At 68.8% G+C, this 21410-nt stretch carries 24 protein-coding genes, 2 tRNA genes and 1 other RNA gene; 10 read left to right on the plus strand and 17 right to left on the minus strand.

The features are described 5' to 3' along the window. On the plus strand, nucleotides 1-246 hold a 246-nt coding region (locus tag ACFHYQ_RS18960), incomplete at its 5' end, for an HNH endonuclease signature motif containing protein (protein WP_394302496.1). Between the two features lie 101 nt (nucleotides 247-347). On the opposite strand, the gene ACFHYQ_RS18965 is transcribed toward ACFHYQ_RS18960, so the two are convergent. Continuing rightward, nucleotides 348-1868: a DUF7059 domain-containing protein gene (locus ACFHYQ_RS18965; RefSeq protein WP_394302497.1), complete on the minus strand. Its 1521-nt coding sequence runs from the start codon at nucleotides 1866-1868 to the stop codon at nucleotides 348-350. 114 nt (nucleotides 1869-1982) lie between these two features. Next, nucleotides 1983-2573, minus strand: coding sequence for a TetR/AcrR family transcriptional regulator (locus ACFHYQ_RS18970; RefSeq protein ID WP_394302498.1), 591 nt, complete (start codon nucleotides 2571-2573; stop codon nucleotides 1983-1985). Between the two features lie 247 nt (nucleotides 2574-2820). Between ACFHYQ_RS18970 and ACFHYQ_RS18975 the strand changes: the two genes are divergently transcribed. Together ACFHYQ_RS18975 and ACFHYQ_RS18980 are read left to right on the plus strand one after the other, a co-directional pair. Continuing rightward, nucleotides 2821-3600 (plus strand): SURF1 family cytochrome oxidase biogenesis protein, encoded by a 780-nt coding sequence (locus ACFHYQ_RS18975; protein WP_394302499.1) that lies wholly within the window; start codon nucleotides 2821-2823, stop codon nucleotides 3598-3600. Nucleotides 3601-3700: 100 nt separating this feature from the next. Further along, nucleotides 3701-4897 carry an amidohydrolase family protein gene (locus ACFHYQ_RS18980; protein ID WP_394302500.1) on the plus strand — a complete coding sequence of 399 codons (1197 nt, stop codon included), beginning with the start codon at nucleotides 3701-3703 and terminating at the stop codon, nucleotides 4895-4897. A 22-nt stretch (nucleotides 4898-4919) separates the two neighbouring features. On the opposite strand, the gene ACFHYQ_RS18985 is transcribed toward ACFHYQ_RS18980, so the two are convergent. Then, a complete protein-coding gene (locus ACFHYQ_RS18985) occupies nucleotides 4920-5273 on the minus strand; it encodes a YkvA family protein (protein WP_394302501.1) in 354 nt (117 codons plus the stop codon). A 79-nt stretch (nucleotides 5274-5352) separates the two neighbouring features. Further along, nucleotides 5353-6810 carry an amidase gene (locus tag ACFHYQ_RS18990; RefSeq protein ID WP_394302502.1) on the minus strand — a complete coding sequence of 486 codons (1458 nt, stop codon included), beginning with the start codon at nucleotides 6808-6810 and terminating at the stop codon, nucleotides 5353-5355. A gap of 367 nt (nucleotides 6811-7177) precedes the next feature. On the opposite strand from ACFHYQ_RS18990, the gene ACFHYQ_RS18995 reads away from it, so the two are divergent. Beyond that, nucleotides 7178-7987 carry a hypothetical protein gene (locus tag ACFHYQ_RS18995; protein WP_394302503.1) on the plus strand — a complete coding sequence of 270 codons (810 nt, stop codon included), beginning with the start codon at nucleotides 7178-7180 and terminating at the stop codon, nucleotides 7985-7987. A gap of 52 nt (nucleotides 7988-8039) precedes the next feature. Here the strand turns inward: ACFHYQ_RS18995 and ACFHYQ_RS19000 are convergent, their stop codons facing one another. The 7 genes from ACFHYQ_RS19000 to ffs form a co-directional block, all read right to left on the minus strand. After that, on the minus strand, nucleotides 8040-9128 hold the full coding sequence (locus ACFHYQ_RS19000) for an aspartate-semialdehyde dehydrogenase (RefSeq protein ID WP_394302504.1): 1089 nt from the start codon (nucleotides 9126-9128) through the stop codon (nucleotides 8040-8042). After that, nucleotides 9125-10399, minus strand: a complete 1275-nt coding sequence (locus ACFHYQ_RS19005; RefSeq protein WP_394302505.1) for an aspartate kinase — start codon at nucleotides 10397-10399, stop codon at nucleotides 9125-9127. Before ACFHYQ_RS19005 ends, ACFHYQ_RS19000 begins: the two co-directional genes overlap by 4 nt. Before the next feature lie 108 nt (nucleotides 10400-10507). Beyond that, nucleotides 10508-11038 carry a DUF5063 domain-containing protein gene (locus ACFHYQ_RS19010; RefSeq protein WP_394302506.1) on the minus strand — a complete coding sequence of 177 codons (531 nt, stop codon included), beginning with the start codon at nucleotides 11036-11038 and terminating at the stop codon, nucleotides 10508-10510. Further along, a complete protein-coding gene (gene recR / locus ACFHYQ_RS19015; protein WP_394302507.1) occupies nucleotides 11031-11630 on the minus strand; it encodes a recombination mediator RecR in 600 nt (199 codons plus the stop codon). Before recR ends, ACFHYQ_RS19010 begins: the two co-directional genes overlap by 8 nt. Before the next feature lie 2 nt (nucleotides 11631-11632). Continuing rightward, nucleotides 11633-11980 (minus strand): YbaB/EbfC family nucleoid-associated protein, encoded by a 348-nt coding sequence (locus tag ACFHYQ_RS19020; RefSeq protein WP_394302508.1) that lies wholly within the window; start codon nucleotides 11978-11980, stop codon nucleotides 11633-11635. Nucleotides 11981-12128: 148 nt separating this feature from the next. Further along, entirely contained in the window at nucleotides 12129-14417 is a 2289-nt protein-coding gene (locus ACFHYQ_RS19025) for a DNA polymerase III subunit gamma and tau (protein ID WP_394302509.1), read from the minus strand. Between the two features lie 55 nt (nucleotides 14418-14472). Next, an RNA gene (gene ffs, locus ACFHYQ_RS19030) (signal recognition particle sRNA small type) lies at nucleotides 14473-14568 on the minus strand. Nucleotides 14569-14664: 96 nt separating this feature from the next. On the opposite strand from ffs, the gene ACFHYQ_RS19035 reads away from it, so the two are divergent. The 3 genes from ACFHYQ_RS19035 (at nucleotide 14665) to ACFHYQ_RS19045 (ending at nucleotide 15586) form a co-directional block, all read left to right on the plus strand. Continuing rightward, nucleotides 14665-14750, plus strand: a tRNA-Ser gene (locus ACFHYQ_RS19035). A gap of 141 nt (nucleotides 14751-14891) precedes the next feature. After that, nucleotides 14892-15170, plus strand: coding sequence for a ribbon-helix-helix domain-containing protein (locus ACFHYQ_RS19040; protein WP_204016878.1), 279 nt, complete (start codon nucleotides 14892-14894; stop codon nucleotides 15168-15170). A 20-nt stretch (nucleotides 15171-15190) separates the two neighbouring features. After that, nucleotides 15191-15586 (plus strand): PIN domain-containing protein, encoded by a 396-nt coding sequence (locus ACFHYQ_RS19045; RefSeq protein WP_394302510.1) that lies wholly within the window; start codon nucleotides 15191-15193, stop codon nucleotides 15584-15586. A gap of 62 nt (nucleotides 15587-15648) precedes the next feature. On the opposite strand, the gene ACFHYQ_RS19050 is transcribed toward ACFHYQ_RS19045, so the two are convergent. Both ACFHYQ_RS19050 and ACFHYQ_RS19055 read right to left on the minus strand, forming a co-directional pair. Continuing rightward, entirely contained in the window at nucleotides 15649-15786 is a 138-nt protein-coding gene (locus ACFHYQ_RS19050; RefSeq protein WP_204016880.1) for a hypothetical protein, read from the minus strand. Nucleotides 15787-15803: 17 nt separating this feature from the next. Next, a complete protein-coding gene (locus ACFHYQ_RS19055) occupies nucleotides 15804-17378 on the minus strand; it encodes a dolichyl-phosphate-mannose--protein mannosyltransferase (protein ID WP_394302511.1) in 1575 nt (524 codons plus the stop codon). A 118-nt stretch (nucleotides 17379-17496) separates the two neighbouring features. On the opposite strand from ACFHYQ_RS19055, the gene ypfJ reads away from it, so the two are divergent. Next, entirely contained in the window at nucleotides 17497-18354 is an 858-nt protein-coding gene (gene ypfJ, locus ACFHYQ_RS19060) for a KPN_02809 family neutral zinc metallopeptidase (RefSeq protein WP_394302512.1), read from the plus strand. 89 nt (nucleotides 18355-18443) lie between these two features. After that, nucleotides 18444-18740 carry a type II toxin-antitoxin system VapB family antitoxin gene (locus tag ACFHYQ_RS19065; protein WP_394302513.1) on the plus strand — a complete coding sequence of 99 codons (297 nt, stop codon included), beginning with the start codon at nucleotides 18444-18446 and terminating at the stop codon, nucleotides 18738-18740. Nucleotides 18741-18854: 114 nt separating this feature from the next. Here ACFHYQ_RS19065 and ACFHYQ_RS19070 read toward each other — a convergent pair. The 4 genes from ACFHYQ_RS19070 to ACFHYQ_RS19085 all read right to left on the minus strand — a co-directional run bounded on the left by ACFHYQ_RS19070 (nucleotide 18855) and on the right by ACFHYQ_RS19085 (nucleotide 20546). Then, a tRNA-Ser gene (locus ACFHYQ_RS19070) sits at nucleotides 18855-18942 on the minus strand. A gap of 126 nt (nucleotides 18943-19068) precedes the next feature. Then, nucleotides 19069-19503, minus strand: coding sequence for a tRNA adenosine(34) deaminase TadA (gene tadA, locus ACFHYQ_RS19075; protein WP_394302570.1), 435 nt, complete (start codon nucleotides 19501-19503; stop codon nucleotides 19069-19071). A 47-nt stretch (nucleotides 19504-19550) separates the two neighbouring features. Further along, on the minus strand, nucleotides 19551-20033 hold the full coding sequence (locus tag ACFHYQ_RS19080; protein WP_394302514.1) for a tRNA adenosine deaminase-associated protein: 483 nt from the start codon (nucleotides 20031-20033) through the stop codon (nucleotides 19551-19553). A gap of 15 nt (nucleotides 20034-20048) precedes the next feature. Continuing rightward, nucleotides 20049-20546 carry a tRNA adenosine deaminase-associated protein gene (locus ACFHYQ_RS19085; protein ID WP_204016936.1) on the minus strand — a complete coding sequence of 166 codons (498 nt, stop codon included), beginning with the start codon at nucleotides 20544-20546 and terminating at the stop codon, nucleotides 20049-20051. A 135-nt stretch (nucleotides 20547-20681) separates the two neighbouring features. On the opposite strand from ACFHYQ_RS19085, the gene upp reads away from it, so the two are divergent. Further along, nucleotides 20682-21320, plus strand: coding sequence for a uracil phosphoribosyltransferase (gene upp / locus ACFHYQ_RS19090; protein WP_394302515.1), 639 nt, complete (start codon nucleotides 20682-20684; stop codon nucleotides 21318-21320). Nucleotides 21321-21410: the final 90 nt, after the last annotated feature.

Consider the following 21410-nt stretch of genomic DNA (forward strand, 5'->3'; position numbering starts at 1 on the left):
GCCGTCCTGGCTCGTTACGCCACCTGCATGGTGGACGGCTGTCCCCTCCCGGCGAGCATGTGCCAAGTCGACCATGTGGACAACTGGAGCGACGGCGGCCGCACCGACCTCGCCAAACTCGGCCCCACCTGCCAACATCACAACCGGGACCGCTACCGGCACCCCGACCGCTACATACGCCGCCAGATCGGCCCCGACCGATGGGCCTTCACCTACATCGGCCCCTCGTACACGAGCAGACGCTGACGAACCTGGACAAAACAGTCAGTACACGATCAGGACGTGATCAGGTCGTGTTTCAAAGTCATGACCTGCTGCGCCGGGAAGGTAGCTTGTGTGTGCGGCGATCAATCTGGGGTCGCGACCCGGAAGAAGCCCTCGGCGACCAGTGCGCGAAGCTCGGCGGGCACGCGGCGCAGCAGTTCGGGCGGTTCCGCTCCGGTGAGCTCCGCGATCGCGGCCAGCAGCGGGCGCGCGGGGATCTCGCCGTCGCAAACCCCGGCGAGCGCCGCCTCCACCGTGCCCACGGCCGCGGTACGGCGCAACCCCCGGGTCTGCCTCAGCAGGATCCGTGACGGGTCGTCGGCGCCGGGCGGGCCGACCCGCTCCTCCACCACCCCGTCGGCGATCAGCAGCGGCACGTCCAGCAGGTCCTCGTCCGTCATCGCGTGCGCCGCCTTGACCGCGCGCAGCACATTCGGGATGTGCGCGCCGACCGGGGACTCGACCTGCTGCCGCAGCTCCTCCACCCGGACCACCGGATTCGGCGAGCCCGAGTCATGCAGCGCGATCCAGCCGAACCCGACACCGGTCACGCCCATCGACTCGAACCACGACAGCCATTCGTCGTATCGCTCCCGGTAGGCGGCCGTGCCCTGCTCGGCCGAGTCGCGCAGCCACAGCTCGACGTATTCCGCCGGGTCCTGGACATCGCGCTGTACGGCCCAGCCGTCGCAACCGGTCTCTGTCAGCCAGCCGCCCACCCTGTCCTGCCAGTCCTCACCCCTGACATGCAGCCAGTTGGCCAGAAACCGGGCGTGCCCGCCCGGGCAGAGGTGGCGGGGCGCCTGCCGGATCAGGTCCCGGCAGAACTCGTCGCCGCGGAAGCCGGACTCCCGGTACGCGTACCGGGAGTCGGGAGAGATCACGAACGGCGGGTTGGACACCACGAGGTCGAACCGCTCCCCGGGCACCGGGCCGTACACCGACCCCTCCCGCGCGTCGACCCGCTGCCGCGGCACGCCGGACAGTTCCCAGCTCAGCCGGGCGAGTCGAAGCGCCCTGGGGTTCACATCGGTCGCGACGACCTGATCGGCCCGGTCGGCCAGGTGGAGCACCTGCACCCCGCAGCCGGTACCCAGATCGAGGGCCCGTCCCACCGGCTCGGTCCACGCCAGCTGCGCGAGGCTGGCTGACGCGCCGCCCGCCCCGACGACGTGATCGGGCCGCAGCGCCGGGTCGCCGGGCCGGACCTTGCGGTCGGAGACCACCCAGGCGGTGCGGTCCGTACCACCGACCGAGCCGTACGAGCTGGGCGAGATAGGCGAGATAGGCGAGATGGTCCATGGCTGCAGGTGAACGGTGGCCTGCACAGTGTCGCCCACCCGGACCAGCAAGCCGGCATCGATCAGATCGCGCAGCGGCAGGTCCGGCGCCGCCGCGCTCACCGGGACGCCCAGCCACCACAGGCGGATGAGCACGGCGAGCGGATCGCCCTCACGGGTCGCGCGCAGCGCGGGCACGGTCTCCTCGCGCGCCAGGGCGGTCGCGGCCATATCGCCCAGCCGGTCCCGTACGCCGTCGATCGTGTACCCGATCTCAAGGAACCTGTCGCGAAGCCGCAGGACCAGGTCGGAAGGGGCGTCCACGGAGAAGAATCTATCGCGGCCGGGCACGCTGCACGCCCACTTGGCGAGCGACCCAGCGGATGGTCAGGGCGGAGATCGGGCGAATATCCGGCGAATGGGGCCTGTGGTCACGACCTAAGTCATGCGCAGGCCGTTCCAGGCGGCCTCGCCGAGCCCGCGGATCTCCTCCTCCGTGGGCTGATGCGCGCCGGCGAACCACAGGCGGCACATCTCCTGCGCCGGGCCGAGCCAGAGCACGTAGCACATTGTCGACGAGACGGGGCGGAGCACGTCGTTCTTGACGTGCGGGCGCCACCAGTCGGCCACCTGCCGGAAGAAGCTCCGCCTCGCCTCCGCCACCTCCGGGCCACCGGGCTCGGTGCGACGGGGCGGGCGCTCACTGACCAGCAGCCGGGCCCGCTCGGGATGCTCACCGCACCAGGCCATGTGCCGCGCGACGATGGCCTCGATCCCGGCGCGCGCGTCGTCGTGCCGGGTGAGTTCCCCCAGGAAGGCGTCCTGGTACATCCCCAGGATCTCGGTGTAAAGCACCCCGAAGACGTGTTCCTTGCTGGTGAAATGGTGATAAAAGCTCCCCACGCTGACACCGCTCTCCTGGCGGAGGCTGGCGAGCGTGGTGGCCGAGACACCGTTCTGGCTGAACCGGCGCAGCGCCCCCTCGATGATCCGGGCCCGGCCGTCTCGGCCGTTCTTCGCGCTCTTCACAGGTTCAATGGTGACGCAACAGAACCTTGTTCTGCAAACATGACCGGGATTTTAAGGATCATAACATCCGATGTTCGGACGCGCGATCATCCGCGCTTCATATACTGCGGCGGATCGGCGGCAGACGTGATATGCCGCGTTGCCGGGTGGGACGGGGCGCCGCAGCGGGGGCCCGCTTGCGTCGGCCTCGCTGAACCTTTCATGGGCGGGCGCACGACCACCCGGGGGGCTGCCTACGCTGGTTCACGTGTACCGCTTCCTCGTCACGCCGCGCTGGCTCGGCTTCCACCTGCTCGTGCTGGCGCTCATTCCGGCCTTCTTCTTTCTCGGGAAATGGCAGTACGGGAGGTTCGAGGCGCGGTCCGCGGCGAGCACCCAGATCACCGCCAACCTGAAGGAACCGGTGGTGTCGCTCGAAAGCGTCGACACCGTCGGCGGGACTGTCCCCAAGGCGATGCGGTACCGCTCGGTCACCGTGACCGGACGTTATGACCCGGCGCACGAGGTCGTCGTACGGCGGCGCACCCAGAACAGCCGCGTGGGGTTCTATGTGGTGACCCCGCTCGTCACGTCCCAGGGCGCGGTTCTGGTCAACCGCGGCTGGGTCCCGGCGGGCGCGACCGCCGACGCGCACCCGCGAGTCCCCGCGCCTCCCGGCGGCGATGTGACGGTCACCGGCCGCCTCCGGCCAGCTGAGTCCGAGGACGACACCGGCATCAGGAACCGGGGCGGCCTACCTCCCGGCCAGGTTCTGCTGATCGACACCGGTGTGATCGGCAAGAGCCTTCCGTACCAACTCTTCGGGGGGTTCGTCGAGTTGACCGAGCAGGAGCCGCAGGCTGACCCGGCGCCGGACCCGGTGCCGCGGCCCGACGTCGGCGGGGGCGGGGGTCTCAACCTGGCCTATGCCGTACAGTGGTGGATCTTCATCGGGGTAGGGGTCGGCGGCTGGGCGATGCTGATCCGACGGGAGGCCCGCGACCTGCGGAAAGCCGGACAGGAAAGCCCGGCAAAAGCGTCAGTTTAGGATGTTTGCCGAGGCTTGGCGTCGTGGGGTGAGCAAACGGATACCAACCGGAGACCTCGCAGCTTGTTCGGTGTGACCCCTTGGCCGTACGGTTGCCATTGTGACAACGCCGCTGCATCCCGACCCAGAGCCGAGGCGGCGGGATTACGTGATCATATCGGTGGACGATCACCTGATCGAGCCGGCCGATCTCTTCGACGACCGCCTGCCCGAGAAGTACAAGGACCATGCCCCCAAGGTCGTCGAGACCGAGGCCGGACACCAGGTCTGGCGGTACGGCGGGGCCACCTACCCGTGCGCCGGACTGGACGTGGGAGCTGGCCTGCCCAAGGAGCAATGGACGCTCGACCCGGTGCGCTACGAGGAGATGCGGCCGGGCTGCCATGACATCGAGGCCAGGATCACCGACATGGACCGTGCCGGGATCTGGGCGGCCCTGTGCTTCCCCGGCATGCTGGCCAACCAGGCGGGAGTGCTGTTCGCCAGGACGCGTGACCAGGACCTCGGCCTCGCCCTGGTCCGCGCCTGGAACGACTGGCACGTCGACGTGTGGGCGGGCACCTACCCCGAGCGCATGATCGCACTGCAGATCCCCTGGCTGCGCGACCCGGACGTCGCCGCCAAGGAGATCAGGGCCAACGCCGCGCGCGGCTTCAAAGCGGTCGTCTTCCCCGAATTCCCCACCAGGCTGCGACTGCCGTCCATCCACAGCGGCCACTGGGATCCGTTCTTCGCCGCCTGCGAGGAGACCGGCACGGTCGTCTGCCTGCATACGGGCGCGTCCTCATGGGCGCCGGTGCCGTCGCCGGACACGCCGATCGAGGCGATCACCACGCTGATCCCGGCGAGCGCGATGTTCGCCTGCGCCGACTGGCTCTGGTCGGGGGTGGCGCTGCGCTTCCCCGCGCTGCGCATCCTGATCGTCGAGGGCGGCGTGGGCTGGCTGCCGATGCTGGCCGAGCGTGTCGACTACGCGCTGGATCATCCGGTGGCCGGCGAGTCCAACTGGGAGGGCGGCCTCAAGCCGAGTGAGGTGCTGCGGCGGAACTTCTTCTTCGGCACCTTGGACGACAGCGCGCTCGGCGCCGTCCGGATGGCCGTCGGCATGGAGCACGTGCTGCTGGAGAGCGGATATCCCCGGGCCGAGTCCACCTGGCCCGACTCCCAGCAGGCGGTGGCCCGCAACCTCGGCAACCTGCCGCCCTCCGACATCGCCCGGGTCGCGTACGGCAACGCCGCACGCCTTTTCGGCCACCCGCTCCCGTCCCGGGCCTGGCTGCGAATGGAGCAACTCTAGGTCGTCTGGCTAGGTGGTCTGGCTAGGTCGTCTCCGGATGTGGGGGCGGGTCCTGCCGCTCCCACTCGACGTACCGGCCGCCCTCGCCGAGCAGCGACGTCAGCAGCCAGAGGAACACCCCGAAGTCGTCGACCACGCCGATCCCCAGGAGGAAGTCGGGGATGGCGTCGATCGGCGAGATGATGTACGCCACGGCCGCGCCGAACATGGCGATCTTGCCCTTGGTGAGTCCGGGATAGTGGCCGCGCAGCGCCGCGCCGATCATCCGGGGCAGCGCCTTGATCCGGCTGCCGATCCCGGGCGAGCCGGGCTGGGCCACCTCGCGGTACGCACGCCAGGTCGCCGCCGCACGTCCTGCCTTCGCCGCCTTCGCCATGTGGACACCTCCACCGGGTTACCGTGCCCCCTTTGCCCTCTCGTTAACGTACGGCGGAGCGTCCCCGTTCCTGAAGGTCCTAACGGAAATGCCGGAAAGGCCCGTGCTTGAAAGGCCCGTGTTCGAAAGACACGGAGGCCTCGATCTGGGCGGCGATCCGGACGAGCAGGTCCTCCCGTCCGGCCGCGGCGACGAACTGGACACCGACCGGCAGGCCTTCGGCCGTACGATGCACCGGGAGCGAGATCGCGGGCTGACCGGTCGAGTTGAACGGTGCGGTGAAGGCCGCGCCCAGGCCTGCCCGCTCAAGCGCCAGATAGACCTCGTCGTCAGAGATCCAGCCGAGCGGGAAGGGCGCGACGGCGAGCGTCGGTGTGAGCAACAGATCGAATCCCGTCGTCCCCGATCCTGCCGTCCACCACCGCGCCATCCGCCGGCGGTATCCGTTCAGCAGCCTCAGCGCGGCCAGGTAGTCGGTGGCGGTCATGCTCCGGCCGGCGTCGGCCACCAACCGGTTGTGCGGCTCCAACTCCGCCAGTTCCACGGGTCTGCCCCGCCAGGCGGCGACGGTCTCCAGCTCGGCGGCCACGTTGGCGCTGATCAGCGCACCGTGATACATGGGGAACTCGGGATCACCAAGTGCCTCGGGGTGAGCGGGTACGACCTCGTGGCCGAGTGAGTCCAGCAGTTCCGCCGTTCGCGTCACGGCGGCGGTCGCCTCCGTGTCCTCGGGCACGTCGCCTCGGGGGTGGACGGTGACCAACCCGATTCGCAGCCGCCCGGGGTCCGCGCCGACCTCCTCCGCCAGCGGCCGCCGCCACGCCGGCGCGGCGTACGGGTCGCCCGGCATCATCTCGGAGAGCAGGTCGAGCAGCGCCGCGGTGTCCCGTACCGTCCGGGTGAGCACACCGGTCGTCGAGAGCCCGCCCCACGACTCGGCCAGCGAGGGTCCGTGGCTGACCCGGCCCCGGGTCGGCTTCAACCCGACCAGCCCACACATGCTCGCCGGGATGCGGATCGACCCTCCGCCGTCGCTCGCGGTCCCCACCGGGACCATCCCGACCGCCACCGCGGCGGCCGAGCCGCCGCTCGAGCCGCCGACCGAATAGGCCGGGTCGTAGGGGTTCCTGGTCGGGCCGAACGCCAGCGGCTCGGTCGTGATCGTGGTGCCCAACTCGGGCACGTTGGTCCGGCCCAGGATCACGAATCCGGCGCGGCGCAGCGCCGCGGTGCCGTGGGAGTCGTGGTCGGCCACCACGCCGTCGAGGATCTTCGATCCCGAGCCGCAGGGGTCTCCGGCGGACTCCCAGCCCATGTCTTTGAGCAGGATCGGCACGCCGCGGAAGAGCGCGTCTTCGGGGATGTCGTCGATCTCTGCGAGGGCCTGCTCGAACCGCCGGTGGATCACCGCGTTGAGTTCGCCGTCGAGGGCCTCGATGCGGGCGATCGCCGCCTCGGCCGGCTCACGCGGGGAGACCACCCCGTTCCGTACGGCTTCCGCCTGGCCGACCGCGTCCAACGACAGCACCTCGTCCACCGCGCCGTCCTCTCGTCAACAGGCCAAGCCACACTTGTGCCAGCTCGTCCCGGCGAATCGGAAACCGGTCTCATTGACCGGAACCCTGGCGAATTCAAAGACCAGGAATCGGATCAGACCCGAGTGAACTCGCCATTCGGCGCGAACCACGGCGATCTGTCCGCCGAAGGATACCGGATGGTCACGGACCCTCTAGATGATCGACATGCGGCGGCAAATTCCACCGTCCAGCAGGGATGACCGATCGCGGATGGTGGCATTGATCACCCTGTCGCGATCCCCGAGGTACTCCCCTCTCAAGAAGGACAGGAAATGATCGACCGGGGAACACATGTACTTCCGCCCATCGTGGTGGGTGCGGACCTGGATGACCGCCGTCGTCCTGATCGCCCTGCCCATGCAGAACGACATATCGAGCTACCTGCCGGTCGTCAGCGCACTGCTGCCGATGGCGTATCAGATCTCGGCGGAGCCGAAACCCGACCGGCCCCTACCCGATCAGCCGACCCCCGACCAGTCGGCACCAGGCGAACCAACGCCGGACGAGCCCGCGGCCGAAGATGCCGGGGCAGCAGATCCGAGGGAGGAGGATCCCATATTGGAGGATCTCGCAGTGGAAGATGCCGCGGCGGATGCCGTGGTGGAGGATGCCGTGGTGGACGAGCCCGGACCGGGGACGGTCACCCAGGTCGCCGCGGCGCTGCCCGGGATGAACCTGGCCGGCACATTCACCGCCAAGGTCGTCACTTGGGACGCCTCAGCCGCCGCGACGAGGCTGGGCCAGCAGGACGCCGCCCGGCACCTGGCGGAGGCCGGACTGAAATGGGTGTCCACCGGAGGATGCACCGACCGGCGCGGGTCGTCGTGCACGTCACTGGAGTCCATCAGGTACGGCACGCTCATGCGGCTGATCGACCTCAAACGGGCCAGCGACTGCGACATCACCGTCACGGGCGGCACCGAGGTCGGCCACTCCACCGGACGCTACAGCCACGGCAACGGCTACAAGGTCGACATCGCCCACAACAAGTGCATCGACGCATACATCAAGGGAAAGTTCCGTCGCCAGAAGAGCCGGGGGGACGGATCGGCGCTCTACCGTCCGCCCTCCGACTCCGTGACGCCCTCAGCCGTCTACGCCGACGAGCGCACCCACTGGGACATCTTCTTCCCCTGATTCCGCTGATTCCGCTGAAGATTCAGGATCCTCAGAAGATTCAGGCGACCGCTCAGGCGAACTCGGCCGCGATCAGTTCGGCGATCTCCGCCGCGTTGAGGGCCGCGCCCTTGCGCAGGTTGTCACCGCAGACGAAGAGGTCGAGCGTGTTCGGGAAGTCCAGCGCCTGGCGGATCCGGCCCACGTAGGTGGGGTCCGTGCCCACGACGTCGATCGGCATCGGGTATACGCCGTTCGCCGGGTCGTCCATCAGGACCACCGTCGGCGCCGCCTCCAAAACGCGGTGCGCGTCCGCCACCGTGATCTCCCGCTCGAAGGTCGCGTGTACGGCCAGCGAGTGCGTGGTGACCACCGGGACCCGGACGCAGGTCGCCGAGACCTTGAGATCCGGAATGCCGAGGATCTTACGTGACTCGTTGCGGAGCTTGATCTCCTCCGACGCCCAGCCGTCGTCCTTGAGCGATCCCGCCCACGGCACGACGTTGAACGCGATCGGCGCGGGGAACGGCGACTCGACGTCGCCGAGCTTGTTCTGCAGGACCTTGCGCACGTCCCCGGCCGCCTGGCCGACGGTACGGTCACCCGCCAGCGCCTCGACCTCGTCGTACAGCCGGGCCGGCCCGGCCACGCCGGCGCCGGAGACCGCCTGGTAGGAGGCCACGACCAGTTCGCGCAGGCCGTACTCCGCGTGGAGTGCGCCCATGGCGGCCATCATCGACAGCGTGGTGCAGTTCGGCGTCGCGATGATGCCGAGCGGACGGTTGCGGGCGTCGCCGGGGTTGACCTCCGGCACCACCAGCGGAACCTCGGGGTTCATCCGGAACGTGCCCGACTTGTCGATCACGATCGCGCCCCGGCCGGCGGCGATCGGCACCCATTCGGCGGACACCTCGTCAGGGACGTCGAAGATGGCGATGTCGACGCCGTCGAACACCTCGGCGGTCAACGCCTGGACGACCACGTCCTCGCCGCGCACCGGCAGGACCTTGCCGGCCGACCGGGCGGACGCGACCAGGCGGATCTCGCCGTAGACGTCCTCGCGGTTGCTGATGATCTCACGCATCACGGTGCCGACGGCACCGGTCGCACCGACAAGGGCGAGGGTCGGCTTCCCGCGGGACTGGTCGCTGCGCTCGCTCATCGTCCGGTACCTCCGTATACGACCGCCTCGACCTGGTCGGCGTCGAGGTTGAATGCGCGGTGCGCGGCGGCGACGGCGGTGTCCACGTCGTCCAGGTCCACGATCACCGAGATGCGGATCTCCGAGGTGGAGATCATTTCGATGTTCACGCCGGCGTCGGCCAGCGCGCCGAAGAACTTCGCCGTGACACCGGGGTGCGACCGCATCCCCGCCCCGATCAGGGAGACCTTGCCGATCTGGTCGTCATACAGCAGCGACTCGAAGGCCACCTGGCTCTGGATCTTCTTCAGTGCCGTGAGGGCGGCCTGACTGTCGCTGGACGGGAGCGTGAACGAGATGTCCGTACGGCTGGTCGCCGCGGCCGACACGTTCTGCACGATCATGTCGATGTTGATCTCGGCATCGGCCAGGGTTCTGAAGATGGCGGCAGCCTCGCCGACCTTGTCGGGCACTCCGACCACAGTGATCTTGGCCTCGCTCCGGTCGTGGGCGACTCCGGAGATGATGGGCTGCTCCATCTCGGTTCCTTCGGTATAGGGGTCGGACACGACCCAGGTGCCTTGCCTGGTGCTGAACGAGCTTCTGACGTGGATGGGCAGGCCGAACCGGCGGGCGTACTCCACGCAGCGCAGATGCAGGATCTTGGCCCCGCACGCGGCCATCTCCATCGCCTCGTCATAGGAGATGCGCGGGATCTGCTGGGCGGCCGGCACGATGCGGGGGTCGGCGGTGAAAATGCCGTCCACATCGGTGTAGATCTCGCACACATCCGCCTCGAGCGCGGCGGCGAGCGCGACGGCCGTGGTGTCGGATCCGCCCCGGCCCAGCGTCGTTATGTCTCTTGTGTTCTGGGAGACACCCTGGAAGCCCGCCACGATCGCGATCTGGCCGACGTCCAGCGCCTCGCGGATGCGCCCGGGCGTCACGTCGATGATGCGCGCCCTGCCGTGGGTCGAGTCGGTGATGACGCCCGCCTGGGAGCCGGTGAAGCTGCGCGCCTCGTGGCCCAGGTTGGCGATGGCCATCGCGAGCAACGCCATCGAGATGCGTTCGCCGGCGGTCAGCAGCATGTCCAGCTCGCGCCCCGGAGGCAGCGGCGACACCTGCTGGGCCAGTTCCAGCAGCTCGTCAGTGGTGTCGCCCATCGCGGACACGACCACCACGACCTCGTTGCCGGCTTTTTTCGTCGTGACGATCCGCTGCGCGACCCGCTTGATGCAGGCCGCGTCCGCCACCGACGAACCACCGTACTTCTGAACAACGAGCGCCACTGGAATCTCCAACGAATCAGGACGTGGAGCTCACAGTGTACTTGGGGTGCATTCTGACAAGCCGAGGCGGACCAACATGTGGACGGCTATGACGGCTATGTGGACGGCTCAGACGGTGGTGCTCTCCTCGACCACGTCGAGACGGGTGTGTGCGACCAGGGCGTGCAGGGCGCGCAGCGCAGCTCCGGCGTGGTTTCCCCAGGTGTTGAAATACGAGTACTGCCACCACCACAGCGCCTCCAGCGGCCGGCCGGCCCGGTAGTGCCGCAGCCCGTGGATCAGGTCGGCCGCCACCGCCGTGAGATCGTCCGACAGCCGGTACGGCGTGACCGCCGTGTCCTTGTACGGATCGAACACCTCGGCGTAGTCGTCCACCGGGCCCAGCCGTACGGCGAGAGCAGTACGAAGGGGATCGATGTCGGGGTCCTCGCCCAGCGGCGGCTCGAAGTTGCCCTGCAGGATCACGTCCTGCACGGCCCCGAGCTGGGTGCCCGCGAGACTGACCTGGGCCACCTCCACCAGCAGCAGCGGCAGGATCGCGTCGCCGCCCTCACCGCTCGCCAGGCGGGTCAGGCCGTCGATGTAGTTCTGCGCGTGCCCGGCGACCCGTGCGGCCAGATCGTTCCACTCGTCAGACATCCAGCAGCCTCCGTCCTTCGAAAGCGCGGCCCAGGGTGACCTCGTCCGCGTACTCGAGGTCACCGCCCACCGGCAGGCCGCTGGCCAGTCGTGTCACTTTCAACCCCATGGGCTTGACGAGCCTGGCCAGGTAGGTGGCCGTCGCCTCGCCCTCGAGGTTCGGATCGGTCGCGAGAATCAACTCTGTCACCTGGCCGTCGGCCAGCCGCACCATCAGCTCGCGAATCTTCAGGTCGTCCGGACCGATGCCGTCGATCGGACTGATCGCCCCGCCGAGCACGTGATAGCGGCCACGGAACTCGCGGGTCTTCTCGATCGCCACGACGTCCTTCGACTCCTCGACCACGCAGATCACCTGCGGGTCGCGTCGGGGATCGCGGCAGATCCGGCACTCGTCCTCCGCCGCGACATTGCCGCAGATCCGGCAGAAACGGACCTTCTCCTTGACCTCGAGCAGCGCGTGCGCCAGCCGCTTCACGTCCGTCGGATCGGCGGCGAGCACGTGGAACGCGATGCGCTGCGCACTCTTGGGACCGACGCCGGGCAGCAGCCCCAGCTCGTCGATCAGATTCTGGACGACCCCCTCATACATGGCTAGAACCCCGGCAGCTGGCCGAGGCCGCCTCCGAGTCCCTGCGCGAGCGGACCGAGCTTCTCCTCCTGCAACTCGGCTGCGGCGCGCACTGCGTCCCGGACCGCCGCCAGAACGAGATCGGCGACCGTCTCGGCGGTCTCCTGCGGGTCGTCGACGTCGATGGTCGACGGACTGATCTCCAGTTCGAGCAGCTCGCCGCTCCCGTTCACGGTCGCGACGACGAGGCCGCCTCCGGCGCTTCCCTCGATCTCGGCATCGCTGAGCTCCTGCTGTGCGGTGACGAGCTGCTGCTGCATCAGCTGAGCCTGCTCCAGCAAATGCTGGAGGTTGACATCCCCTGGATTCACGATCGTGTGCTCCCTCAGCGTCCAGCGACATGTTCGTCGCGATGAGCCTACGGTGTCCACCGCCGTTCCGACACCGGTGTGCGCACGTGTTCCCGGCGATCGGATCGCGTACGGCACGGCCCGTGCGTCCGCTCGGCCCTTCACCGCCTCAGGAGTGGTCGATCTCCTCGATGATCTGGCCGCCGAGCTCCCGCTGGACCAGGGCCAGGCCGGTGAGATCGCTCACGTCGGCGTCGGCGTCGTTGACCGGATCGACGTCGTCGAAATCGGCGCCAGTCCGGTTCCGGCCGGGCACGGCGTCCGGCCATGCCTGGCGCGGCCTGCTCTGAGCCGCGGCCCTGGCGGCGAATCTGGCCGCCGAGCCGGATCGGGGGGGCGTCGCCGGCCGGTTGAAGCCGTCCGACGACTCATCCGACGACTCGGCCAGCGGCTCGTCCGGCCAGGTCTCGTCGGTCGTACGGGACTCGCCGTCGGTCCGGGATCCGTCGCCCGTGGCGGCGCGCCCGTCCTGGCCGTCGCTCACTCCGCCACCCGTCCCACCGCTCGGGCCGCCGGGCGCTGCCTCCTGGCCGTCCCGGCTCGGTGCGCCGGCCGGCGGGCGGCCGACGTCGCCGGACGCCGCCGACGATCGAACGGCGCTGCCGGCACTCTGCGTCCCCTGCGTCCCCTGCGGCGCTGGAGGGCGCCGGTTCTGTGCGTGGGAGGCCTGAGGATGGGGGGCCTGAGGATGGGGGGCAGGGCCGCGCGCCGCACCGGCGGGCCCGGAGCTGCCGACCACCACCTCGACCCGCCAGCTTCCGCCGAGCACGTCGCCGAGGGCGGCGGCCACCAGCTCGTCGCGCTTGCCCTTGATGAAGCCCTGCACGTCGCCGGGCTTCTCGAAGCCGACGGTCACCACGTTGCCCTCGACGCCGAGCAGCCTGCCCTGACAGAGGAGAATCCACGCGACCTTCTGGCGGTTCTTGATCGCTTCGAGCACCTGCGGCCACGCCTGCTGCACCGGTCCGTGCTGTCCACCGTGCTGCGCCGACTGCGCGCTCCCGGCGGGCGGAGCCGTACGGACGTCCGCGGCCGGAGCACCACCCGGCCGTGCGGGCGTGGGCCAGTCATCCGCCACGGGGGCGGGGGCCGTACGAGGGACCGTATGAGGGGCGGTACGAGGGGCCACCGACGGGGAGGCGGGCTGAGGCTGTGCCGCGACCGGCTGCGGGACTGCGTCAGGAGTGGCGGCAGGAGTGGCGACGGGTGCCGCGGGTGCGGCCACGGCGGCGGGCACACCGCGTTCCAGCCGCTCCAGCCGTTCGAGCCGGGCCAGCAGCGCCAACTCGCCCTGATCGGCCGCGGGCAGCAGCACCCGGGCGCACATCAACTCGAGCAGCAGCCGGGGGGAGGTGGCCCCGCGCATCTCGGTCAGCCCCGCGTTGAACACCTCGGCCGCCCGGGTCAGCTCGGCCGATCCCATGGACGCGGCCTGCACCTGCAAACGTTCCAGTTCGTCAGCCGGCCGATCGAGCAGCCCGCTGGACGACGCCTCCGGCACGTTGGCGAGGATCACCAGGTCGCGGAGGCGCTCCAGCAGGTCCGTCGCGAAGCGGCGGGGGTCGTGGCCGCCCTCGATCACCCGGTTGACCGTGTGGAACACCTGCGCGCCGTCACGCCGGGCGAACGCGTCGACCACCTCGTCGAGCAGATCGCCGTCCGTGTAGCCGAGCAGCGAAACGGCACGCTGGTAGGTGATGCCCGCCTCGTCCGCGCCGGCGAGGAGCTGATCGAGGATCGACAGCGAGTCGCGGGCCGATCCGGCGCCCGCACGGACCACGAGCGGCAGTGCGGCCGGTTCGTACGGCACGGACTCCGACTCGAGGATCTCCTCCATGAGCTGCCGGAGCGTGGCGGGCGGCATGAGCCGGAAGGGATAGTGGTGGGTCCGGGACTTGATCGTCCCGATGACCTTCTCCGGTTCGGTGGTGGCGAAGACGAACTTGAGGTGCGGCGGAGGCTCCTCGACGAGCTTCAGCAGCGCGTTGAAGCCCTCACGGGTGACCATGTGGGCCTCGTCGATGATGTAGATCTTGAAGCGGGCCGCGACCGGGGCGAAGAAGGCCCGCTCCCGCAGATCCCGCGCGTCGTCGACGCCGCCGTGTGAGGCCGCGTCGATCTCGATCACGTCGAGGTGGCCCGGCCCGGTGGGAGCGAGGGCGACGCATGACTCGCACTCGCCGCACGGATCGGGCGTCGGCCCCTTCTCGCAGTTGAGGGAGCGAGCGAGAATGCGGGCACTGGAGGTTTTACCGCAACCACGCGGACCACTGAACAGGTAGGCGTGGTTGACGCGACCGCTCCGCAGCGCCTGACGCAGCGGTTCTGTGACGTGTTCCTGCCCCTTGACCTCGGCGAATGTCCCGGGTCTGTACTTGCGGTACAGCGCAAGACTCATGCCGTCTCCTCGGGGGGTAGACCCGGCGGGCGGTTCCGCTGGCTGGTTCCGCCAACTGAAGAACCCCTCGCACACCCGCCAGAGCCCGCTTATCCTTGCTGCCTTCCGGCCCTGGGGAGGTTCACAGGATGACGCCGCGCGAGGGGTCCTTCGACAGTCTAACCACTCCGGGGGGATGCGCGGACCGCGAAAGTCACGGTCACGTCACTGGTCACCACACCCCGGAAAGTCCGCTAAGCTTTTCGGCGGAGGATTCGCCTAGTTGGCCTAGGGCGCACGCTTGGAAAGCGTGTTGGGGGCAACCCCTCGCGAGTTCGAATCTCGCATCCTCCGCGCTTGGTTGAGCAGCAAGAACACGAAGGGCCCGGACAGATCCAGCCGGGCCCTTCGTGCGTCTCCGTCTCGGGTTCCCCACAACCGTGCCCAGAGCTTCCATCCTTGTCCGTTCAGACTATGGCAAGTATGGTCTCGAGTATGGCAACCAAGAAGGTGACAGTCACCATTCCCGAGGAACTCCTGGAGGAGATCCGCTCGGATGCGGCCGAGCGCGGGCTCTCTGCCTATGTCGCAGAGGCACTCCGGTACAAGCGCGACCGCGACCGGCTTCGGGAACTAGTCGTCTGGCTAGAGGAAGAGCACGGACCAGTCACCGCAGATGAGCGCTCAGCCGCATACCGAGAACTCGATGACCTTGACGCGGAGCACGCGCGACGCCGCGCCGCTCAGAGCAAGCGCGGCGGAGCGGCAGCGTGAGGAATCGCGGTGGGGAAGCCATGCAGCTCCGTGTCTTTGTGCTGGACAGCGAGGCACTGTCGCTCGCTGTCCGCGGCGACCGGATGATGATTGCCAGACTCGACCTTGCCGCGCGAGGCGAAGCCGAGGTCGTGACCTCACCTATGACGGTGGTGGAGGCGCACGACGGCAGGACCACAGAACAGCGCTGGGACTGGGTACTGTCGCGTGTGAACGTGGCCGAGCTGGGAAAGGCGGAGGCGCGACAGGCTCGCCGGATCCTCGCCGATGTTGGCCTGCACGGCCATAAGTACGCCATCGACGCCATGCTCGCCGTCGTAGCGCGACGTCAGAGAGGCCAAGTCACGGTGTTCACCTCTGACATCGACGATCTCGAGAAGCTCGTGCCGGATCGCATCGCCATCAGGAAGGTCTGACAGTCGCAGTCTGTCGGCGGGCATGTGCGTCGTGGTTCAGCGTCGTGGTTCAGCGTCGTGGTTCAGCGTCGTGGTTCAGCGTCCTGGAGGCCATCGCCCTCCTCGGCGAACACCTCGTCGAAGAGTTGGCGTGCCCTGTCCAGCGCCTCTGCCGAGATTGGTCCGTTCCGCCGCTCGTAGTCGGCAAGGTATTCATCCACGATCGACATTCTGACGGTCAGATCCAGCTGCGCAAGAACATCCGGCTGAGCCACTCGGAGTACGTCAGAGGCTCGGCGGTGAGGATGGGCGAAATCCACCAGAAGTTAACCAGCGCCAGCAGCGCGAACGCACCCACCAGGGTGACACCGATCGTGCGCCGCTCCGAGGAGGCCCCGTTCGTGCCCATGATCAGGCCGCAGGACAGGACGACGGCCAGGATCATGAAGGGCAGCACGGGAAGCGTGTAGAACAGGTACATCGTGCGGTGGTCGGCGATCGCGTAGTAGAACCACGGCAGCCACCCCATGCCGTACGCCAGGAGCACGGCTCCGGCCCGCCAGTCACGCGCGGCGAGATACCAGCCGATCATGGCGGCGAGCGCGGGCAGCGCCGCGTACCAGATGAGAGGGGTGCCGGCGCCGACGATCGACGAGAAGCATTCGTCCGCGCCGCACCCAGCGGCGGTCTTCTCGTAGAAGAACGCCGCGGGCCGCAGCAGCAGTGGCCAGGTCCACGGATCGGACTGGTAGCCGTGGTGGGTGCTCAGACTCGTATGGGAGCCGAGCAGTTGGAGTTGGTAGGTGACCAGCGAGCGCAGCGAGTCGATGACGAACGACCGCCCGGGTGACGTGGCCCCGTCCCAGTCGCGGCCCCATCCTCCGGCCGTGGCCAGCCAGCCGCCGAACGACGCGACATAGACGACGATCGGCACGCCCCCCAGCCACGCGGCTCCGAGTGGCCAGTCCAGCCGCGCCGCCTCCAGGCGGCGCAGGCCCACCGCCCGCCGGGCGCCGGCATCCCAGACGAGCGTCATGACCCCGAAGGCCAGGATGAAGAACAGGCCCGTCCACTTCGTCGCCAACGCCGCGCCCAGGCAGAGGCCGGCGGCCAGGCGCCATGGCCGCAGGCCCAGCCGCGGCCCGGTCGGCGTGGCGGCCGCGGCGTGCCACTCCACCAGTCGCTCCCGGACCCGCTCCCGATCCACCAGCAGGCAGGCGAATCCGGCCAGCACCCAGAACATCAGGAAGATGTCCAGCAGTGCCGTACGGGAGAGCACGAAGTGCAGGCCGTCCAGGGCGAGCAGGAAGCCCGCGAGGCAGCCGAGCAGCGTCGAGCGGGTCATCCGGCGGGCCACCCGGGCGAGGATGAGCACGGATACGGTGCCGACGAGCGCGGGCATGAACCGCCAGCCGAACGGGGTCAGGCCGAACAGCCATTCCCCCACGCCGATCATCCAGTTGCCGAGTGGCGGATGCATGGCGTAGACCGCGCAGTCCTGGACGGTCTCGCAGGTCGCGAAGAGATGCTCGCTGCCGTGCAGCATCAGGCTGTCGGCGTCATCGACGAACTTCCGCTCGACACCATGGGTGATCAGTGAGAAGGCATGCTTGGCGTAATAGGTCTCGTCGAAGACCACCGCATGCGGCGTGCCAAGGTGATAGAAGCGCAGAAACCCCCCGAACAACGCCACGACCAGGGGGCCTAGCCATCCCCACAGGGGATTGTCCGGCATCGGCGGCAGCAGCCGGTCGCGAACGGAAAGCGAAGCAGCGTACGGCTCCCGCGTCGCCGGAGTGGGGAGAAGCGACACCCCCGCATACTACGCATGAAGGGTACGACGGCGACTGATCTTGCGGATTCTGGGCAGGGCGGAATGGCGATGGCAACCGATCGCGCAAGTCAGCGTCCCAACAGCGGGAGCGTCCCAGGTGGATTTCGATGACCGAGCGCGGCTCGACGCCTCACAGGTGGAGGACGTCGGAGGCAGATCCAGAGGCGGCGGCCTGGCCATCGGCGGCGGGGCGGCCGGCATCATCGCGCTCATCCTCGCCCTGGTCTTCGGGGTCGACCCCGCCGAAATCCTCGGCGGCGGGGAGGCACAGCCGGGTGGGCTGCGACCCGGTACCGACCTGAGCCGGCAGTGCCAGACGGGCGCGGACGCCGACCAGTCCGAGAAATGCCGGGTCGTCGGGGTGGTCAACAGCATCCAGAAGTACTGGAAGGGCGAGGTCTCCAACTATCGCACCGCCAAGACCACCCTGTTCTCCGGCGGCGTCAACACCGGTTGCGGTTACGCCGACTCCTCTGTCGGCCCCTTCTACTGCCCGGCCGACAGACACGTCTATCTCGACCTGTCCTTCTTCGATCAGCTTCGGTCCCAGTTCGGCGCCGAGGGCGGCCCCTTCGCGCAGGCGTACGTGATCGGGCACGAGTACGGGCATCACGTGCAGAACCTACTCGGCACGATGGACCGGGCCGGCCAGGGCAGGGGCGCCGCGAGCGGCTCCGTACGGCTAGAACTCCAGGCGGACTGCTACGCGGGTGTCTGGGCCGACAACGCCGTGAGCACCGGCCTCTACGCCCGGAGGTTCACCGACACCGACATCCGGCAGGCGCTCGACGCCGCGGCCGCCGTCGGCGACGACCGCATCCAGAAGCGGGCACGCGGCCGGGTCGACCCGGAGGCGTTCACGCACGGCACGTCGGCGCAGCGGACGAAGTGGTTCAAGAGGGGCTACAAATCCGGCGACCCGTCCATGTGCGACACCTTCTCCGGAGGCATCTGACCCCGCCCCGGGCATCTCGAGTATTCCGGGCATGGCCCTGCGACAGGCTCGGGACCTCGTGGACGTGACTCTCTCTTAAACTACATACCGTGATCTTTAAAATGATCGGTGATGGCCGTCCCTATCCGGACCACGGTCTGTCACACCGCGAGTGGGCGCAGATCCCGCCCCGTCAGATCCGGCTCGACATGCTGATCACCACCAAGGCGGTGCTGGACCTCAACTCGCTGCTGGCCAAGGACTCGACGTTCTACGGGGACCTCTTCCCGCACGTCGTCCAGTGGCGGGACGACCTCTACCTCGAAGACGGACTTCATCGCGCCCTTCGGGCCGCCCTCCACCAGCGCTCCGTGCTGCACGCGCGAATCCTCGAGCTGGAGAAGTGACCCGGTCTCACAGTCGTCGCCCGCGAAGCTTCCCGTCGCTCCCGAATGCTCCCGGACAACACGAAACCCCCGAACCGTAGGTTCGAGGGTTTCCGATGTCCTGAGACATCGCAGTGGCGGTGGAGGTGGGATTTGAACCCACGGTAGGTTGCCCTACACACGCTTTCGAGGCGTGCGCCCTCGGCCACTAGGCGACTCCACCGCGCAGCAGCTTACCGGACGAACGGTGATACCCGCGCATCCGTTTCCCCGCATCCGTCGGCGATTCCCCCGCCACGTCCGCTCCGTGACCGCTCCTGGCCGGCTCGCGGGCCGCCTCATTGGCGGCTCAGCCGCGGCGGGCGGCGAAGAACTCCCCGAGCACGGCGGCGCATTCGTCGGCCAGCACACCCATGACGACCTCGGGCCGGTGGTTGAGCCGGCGGTCCCTGATGACGTCCCACAGCGAGCCCGCCGCGCCGCCCTTCTCATCCGCCGCGCCGTACACCACCCGATCGACCCGGGCGAGGACCGCGGCCCCGGCGCACATCGTGCAGGGTTCGAGCGTCACGACGAGAGTGCAGCCGGTGAGCCGCCACTCCCCGGTCACCCGCGCCGCCTCGCGCAGTGCGAGCAGCTCGGCGTGCGCGGTGGGATCGCCGCTCGTCTCGCGGTCGTTGCCGGCCGTCCACAGGATCGCGCCGTCCGGTCCCAGCACCACCGCGCCCACCGGCACCTCACCGCGCTGCCCGGCCCGTACGGCCTCCGCCAGCGCGAGCCGCATCGCCGGCTCGTAGCGTTCCTCCGGCACCCCGTTCACCGGGCCCTCGTTCACCGCAGCCGGTCGAGCTCGTCGGCGAACCCGAGGCGTTCGGCGATGAGAGACAGGATCTCCGCGGGGAGCACGCCCTCCTCCATGCTGAGCTCCAGCAGTTCCTCGGCGCTCAACGAGAAATCCGTGAGCAACTCGAGGTCGCCCACCGGACGGATGCCGAGGTCGGGCGCGTCCGCGTCCACGGCGACTCCGGCGAGCTCACCGAAGATCTCCCCGAGGGGATCGGTCAGCGCGGCATGGGCGTCGGAGATGAACACACGGGGGTCGAAGTCGTCCTCGTGGCGGACGATCGCGAACCACTCGTCCTCGACCTCGACGCACAGCAGAACCAACTCGTCGCCGCTGAGCCCGAGCGCCTCCTGCGCCGCGTCGCCCAGGTCGTCGGCTATCTCGGCCTCCCCGAGGTCGACCTCGGCGCCGGTCCAGCGACCGCCGGTCCTGGTGAAGGCCGCGGAGAAGAGGTTGGATCTCGAGGGCATCGCCGTCTCCCGAGGTCAGCCGATGGCAGCGTCGACGGCGCGTTCGAACGGCTGGTAGAAGCCCAGCCGCGCGGCGATGCTGGACAGCACCTCATCCGGCCACAGATCGGGGTCGCCGGACAGCGCCCCCAACTCCATCTCGTCGAGTCCGAGGTCGGCGAAGATGGACAGATCCCCGGCCGGGTACACGCCGTCGAGATCCTCATCCTCCGGAACCGGCACGTCGAGGTATTCGAGCACCTGCCGCGCGAGCGACCAGTCCCATGCCGCGGTGATGTCCGAGAGGAAGACACTCACCCGTTCGCCGAAAACCCGTAACACCACAAAGAAGTCATCCCCCACCGCGACCATGCCAATCGTGGTTCCCATGCTCGGCGTCTGGCGGAGAGCGTGGAGGAGTCCGTGCAGGTCGGAGGTGAGCGCGACGGGAAGCATCTCAGCCTCCCAGCGATCATCCTCACGATAGACCACGATGGCGAAGTCAAGCGCGTCTACGTCGTCTGTCATCGTCATCCCCACCGGCACGATCCTCACGTCACGCAATCGTCCCAGACTCGGCCCTCTCCCGCCCGCCGGTCACCCCAAATTGTGATCAAAAGAGTCAGACGACGTCGATGATCCGCCCTGGACACGGTAACTTTTCCTGCCATGAAGACCCTCGTCGTCGATCACCCGCTCGTCGCCCACAAGCTGACCGCACTCCGTGACGTGCGGACCGACTCGCCGACGTTCCGCCGACTCGCCGACGAGTTGGTCACGCTCCTCGCCTACGAGGCCACCCGTGACGTCCGCGTCACCGACGTCACCGTTGAAACGCCGCTCGTGACCGCCCGTGGCGTACGGCTCACCCGCCCGGCGCCGCTCGTCGTGCCGATCCTGCGTGCCGGGCTCGGCATGCTCGACGGCATGACCCGGATCCTGCCGACGGCCGAGGTGGGTTTCCTGGGCATGATCCGCGACGAGTCCACGCTGAAGGCCCAAACGTACGCCACCCGGCTGCCGGAGGACCTGTCCGGACGACAGTGCTATGTGCTCGATCCGATGCTGGCGACCGGCGGCACGCTTGCCGCGGCGGTCCGCTTCCTCTTCGATCGCGGGGCGCAGGATGTCACCGCCATCTGCCTGCTGGCCGCGCCCGAGGGGATCGCGCACATGGACGAGACCTTCCGCGGCACCGGCAAGCCGATCCGCGTAGTGACCGCCGCCCTCGACGAGCGGCTCAACGAGCAGGGCTACATCGTGCCCGGTCTCGGCGATGCCGGAGACCGTCTCTACGGCGTCGTCTGATCGGGGCGTCTGATCGGGGCGTCGGATGGGGCCGTCTGACCAGCATGAACGGAGGTCGGCGGGGCTTGATGGACGGGTTTGATCGTCGTC

It is taken from the genome of Sphaerimonospora cavernae (assembly GCF_042435035.1).
GTDB lineage: Bacteria > Actinomycetota > Actinomycetes > Streptosporangiales > Streptosporangiaceae > Sphaerimonospora > Sphaerimonospora cavernae.

What these genes read in the sequence shown, in the direction of transcription:
- ACFHYQ_RS19085 (WP_204016936.1), bottom strand. Translation starts at nt 20,546, where the DNA reads ATGACGATGACAGACGACGTAGACGCGCTTGACTTCGCCATCGTGGTC.
- ACFHYQ_RS19010 (WP_394302506.1), bottom strand. Translation starts at nt 11,038, where the DNA reads ATGTCTGACGAGTGGAACGATCTGGCCGCACGGGTCGCCGGGCACGCG.
- ACFHYQ_RS19000 (WP_394302504.1), bottom strand. Translation starts at nt 9,128, where the DNA reads ATGAGCGAGCGCAGCGACCAGTCCCGCGGGAAGCCGACCCTCGCCCTT.
- ACFHYQ_RS19040 (WP_204016878.1), top strand. Translation starts at nt 14,892, where the DNA reads ATGGCAACCAAGAAGGTGACAGTCACCATTCCCGAGGAACTCCTGGAG.
- ACFHYQ_RS19080 (WP_394302514.1), bottom strand. Translation starts at nt 20,033, where the DNA reads ATGCCCTCGAGATCCAACCTCTTCTCCGCGGCCTTCACCAGGACCGGC.
- upp (WP_394302515.1), top strand. Translation starts at nt 20,682, where the DNA reads ATGAAGACCCTCGTCGTCGATCACCCGCTCGTCGCCCACAAGCTGACC.
- ACFHYQ_RS19045 (WP_394302510.1), top strand. Translation starts at nt 15,191, where the DNA reads ATGCAGCTCCGTGTCTTTGTGCTGGACAGCGAGGCACTGTCGCTCGCT.
- recR (WP_394302507.1), bottom strand. Translation starts at nt 11,630, where the DNA reads ATGTATGAGGGGGTCGTCCAGAATCTGATCGACGAGCTGGGGCTGCTG.
- ACFHYQ_RS18985 (WP_394302501.1), bottom strand. Translation starts at nt 5,273, where the DNA reads ATGGCGAAGGCGGCGAAGGCAGGACGTGCGGCGGCGACCTGGCGTGCG.
- tadA (WP_394302570.1), bottom strand. Translation starts at nt 19,503, where the DNA reads ATGCGGCTCGCGCTGGCGGAGGCCGTACGGGCCGGGCAGCGCGGTGAG.
- ACFHYQ_RS19025 (WP_394302509.1), bottom strand. Translation starts at nt 14,417, where the DNA reads ATGAGTCTTGCGCTGTACCGCAAGTACAGACCCGGGACATTCGCCGAG.
- ACFHYQ_RS18995 (WP_394302503.1), top strand. Translation starts at nt 7,178, where the DNA reads ATGACCGCCGTCGTCCTGATCGCCCTGCCCATGCAGAACGACATATCG.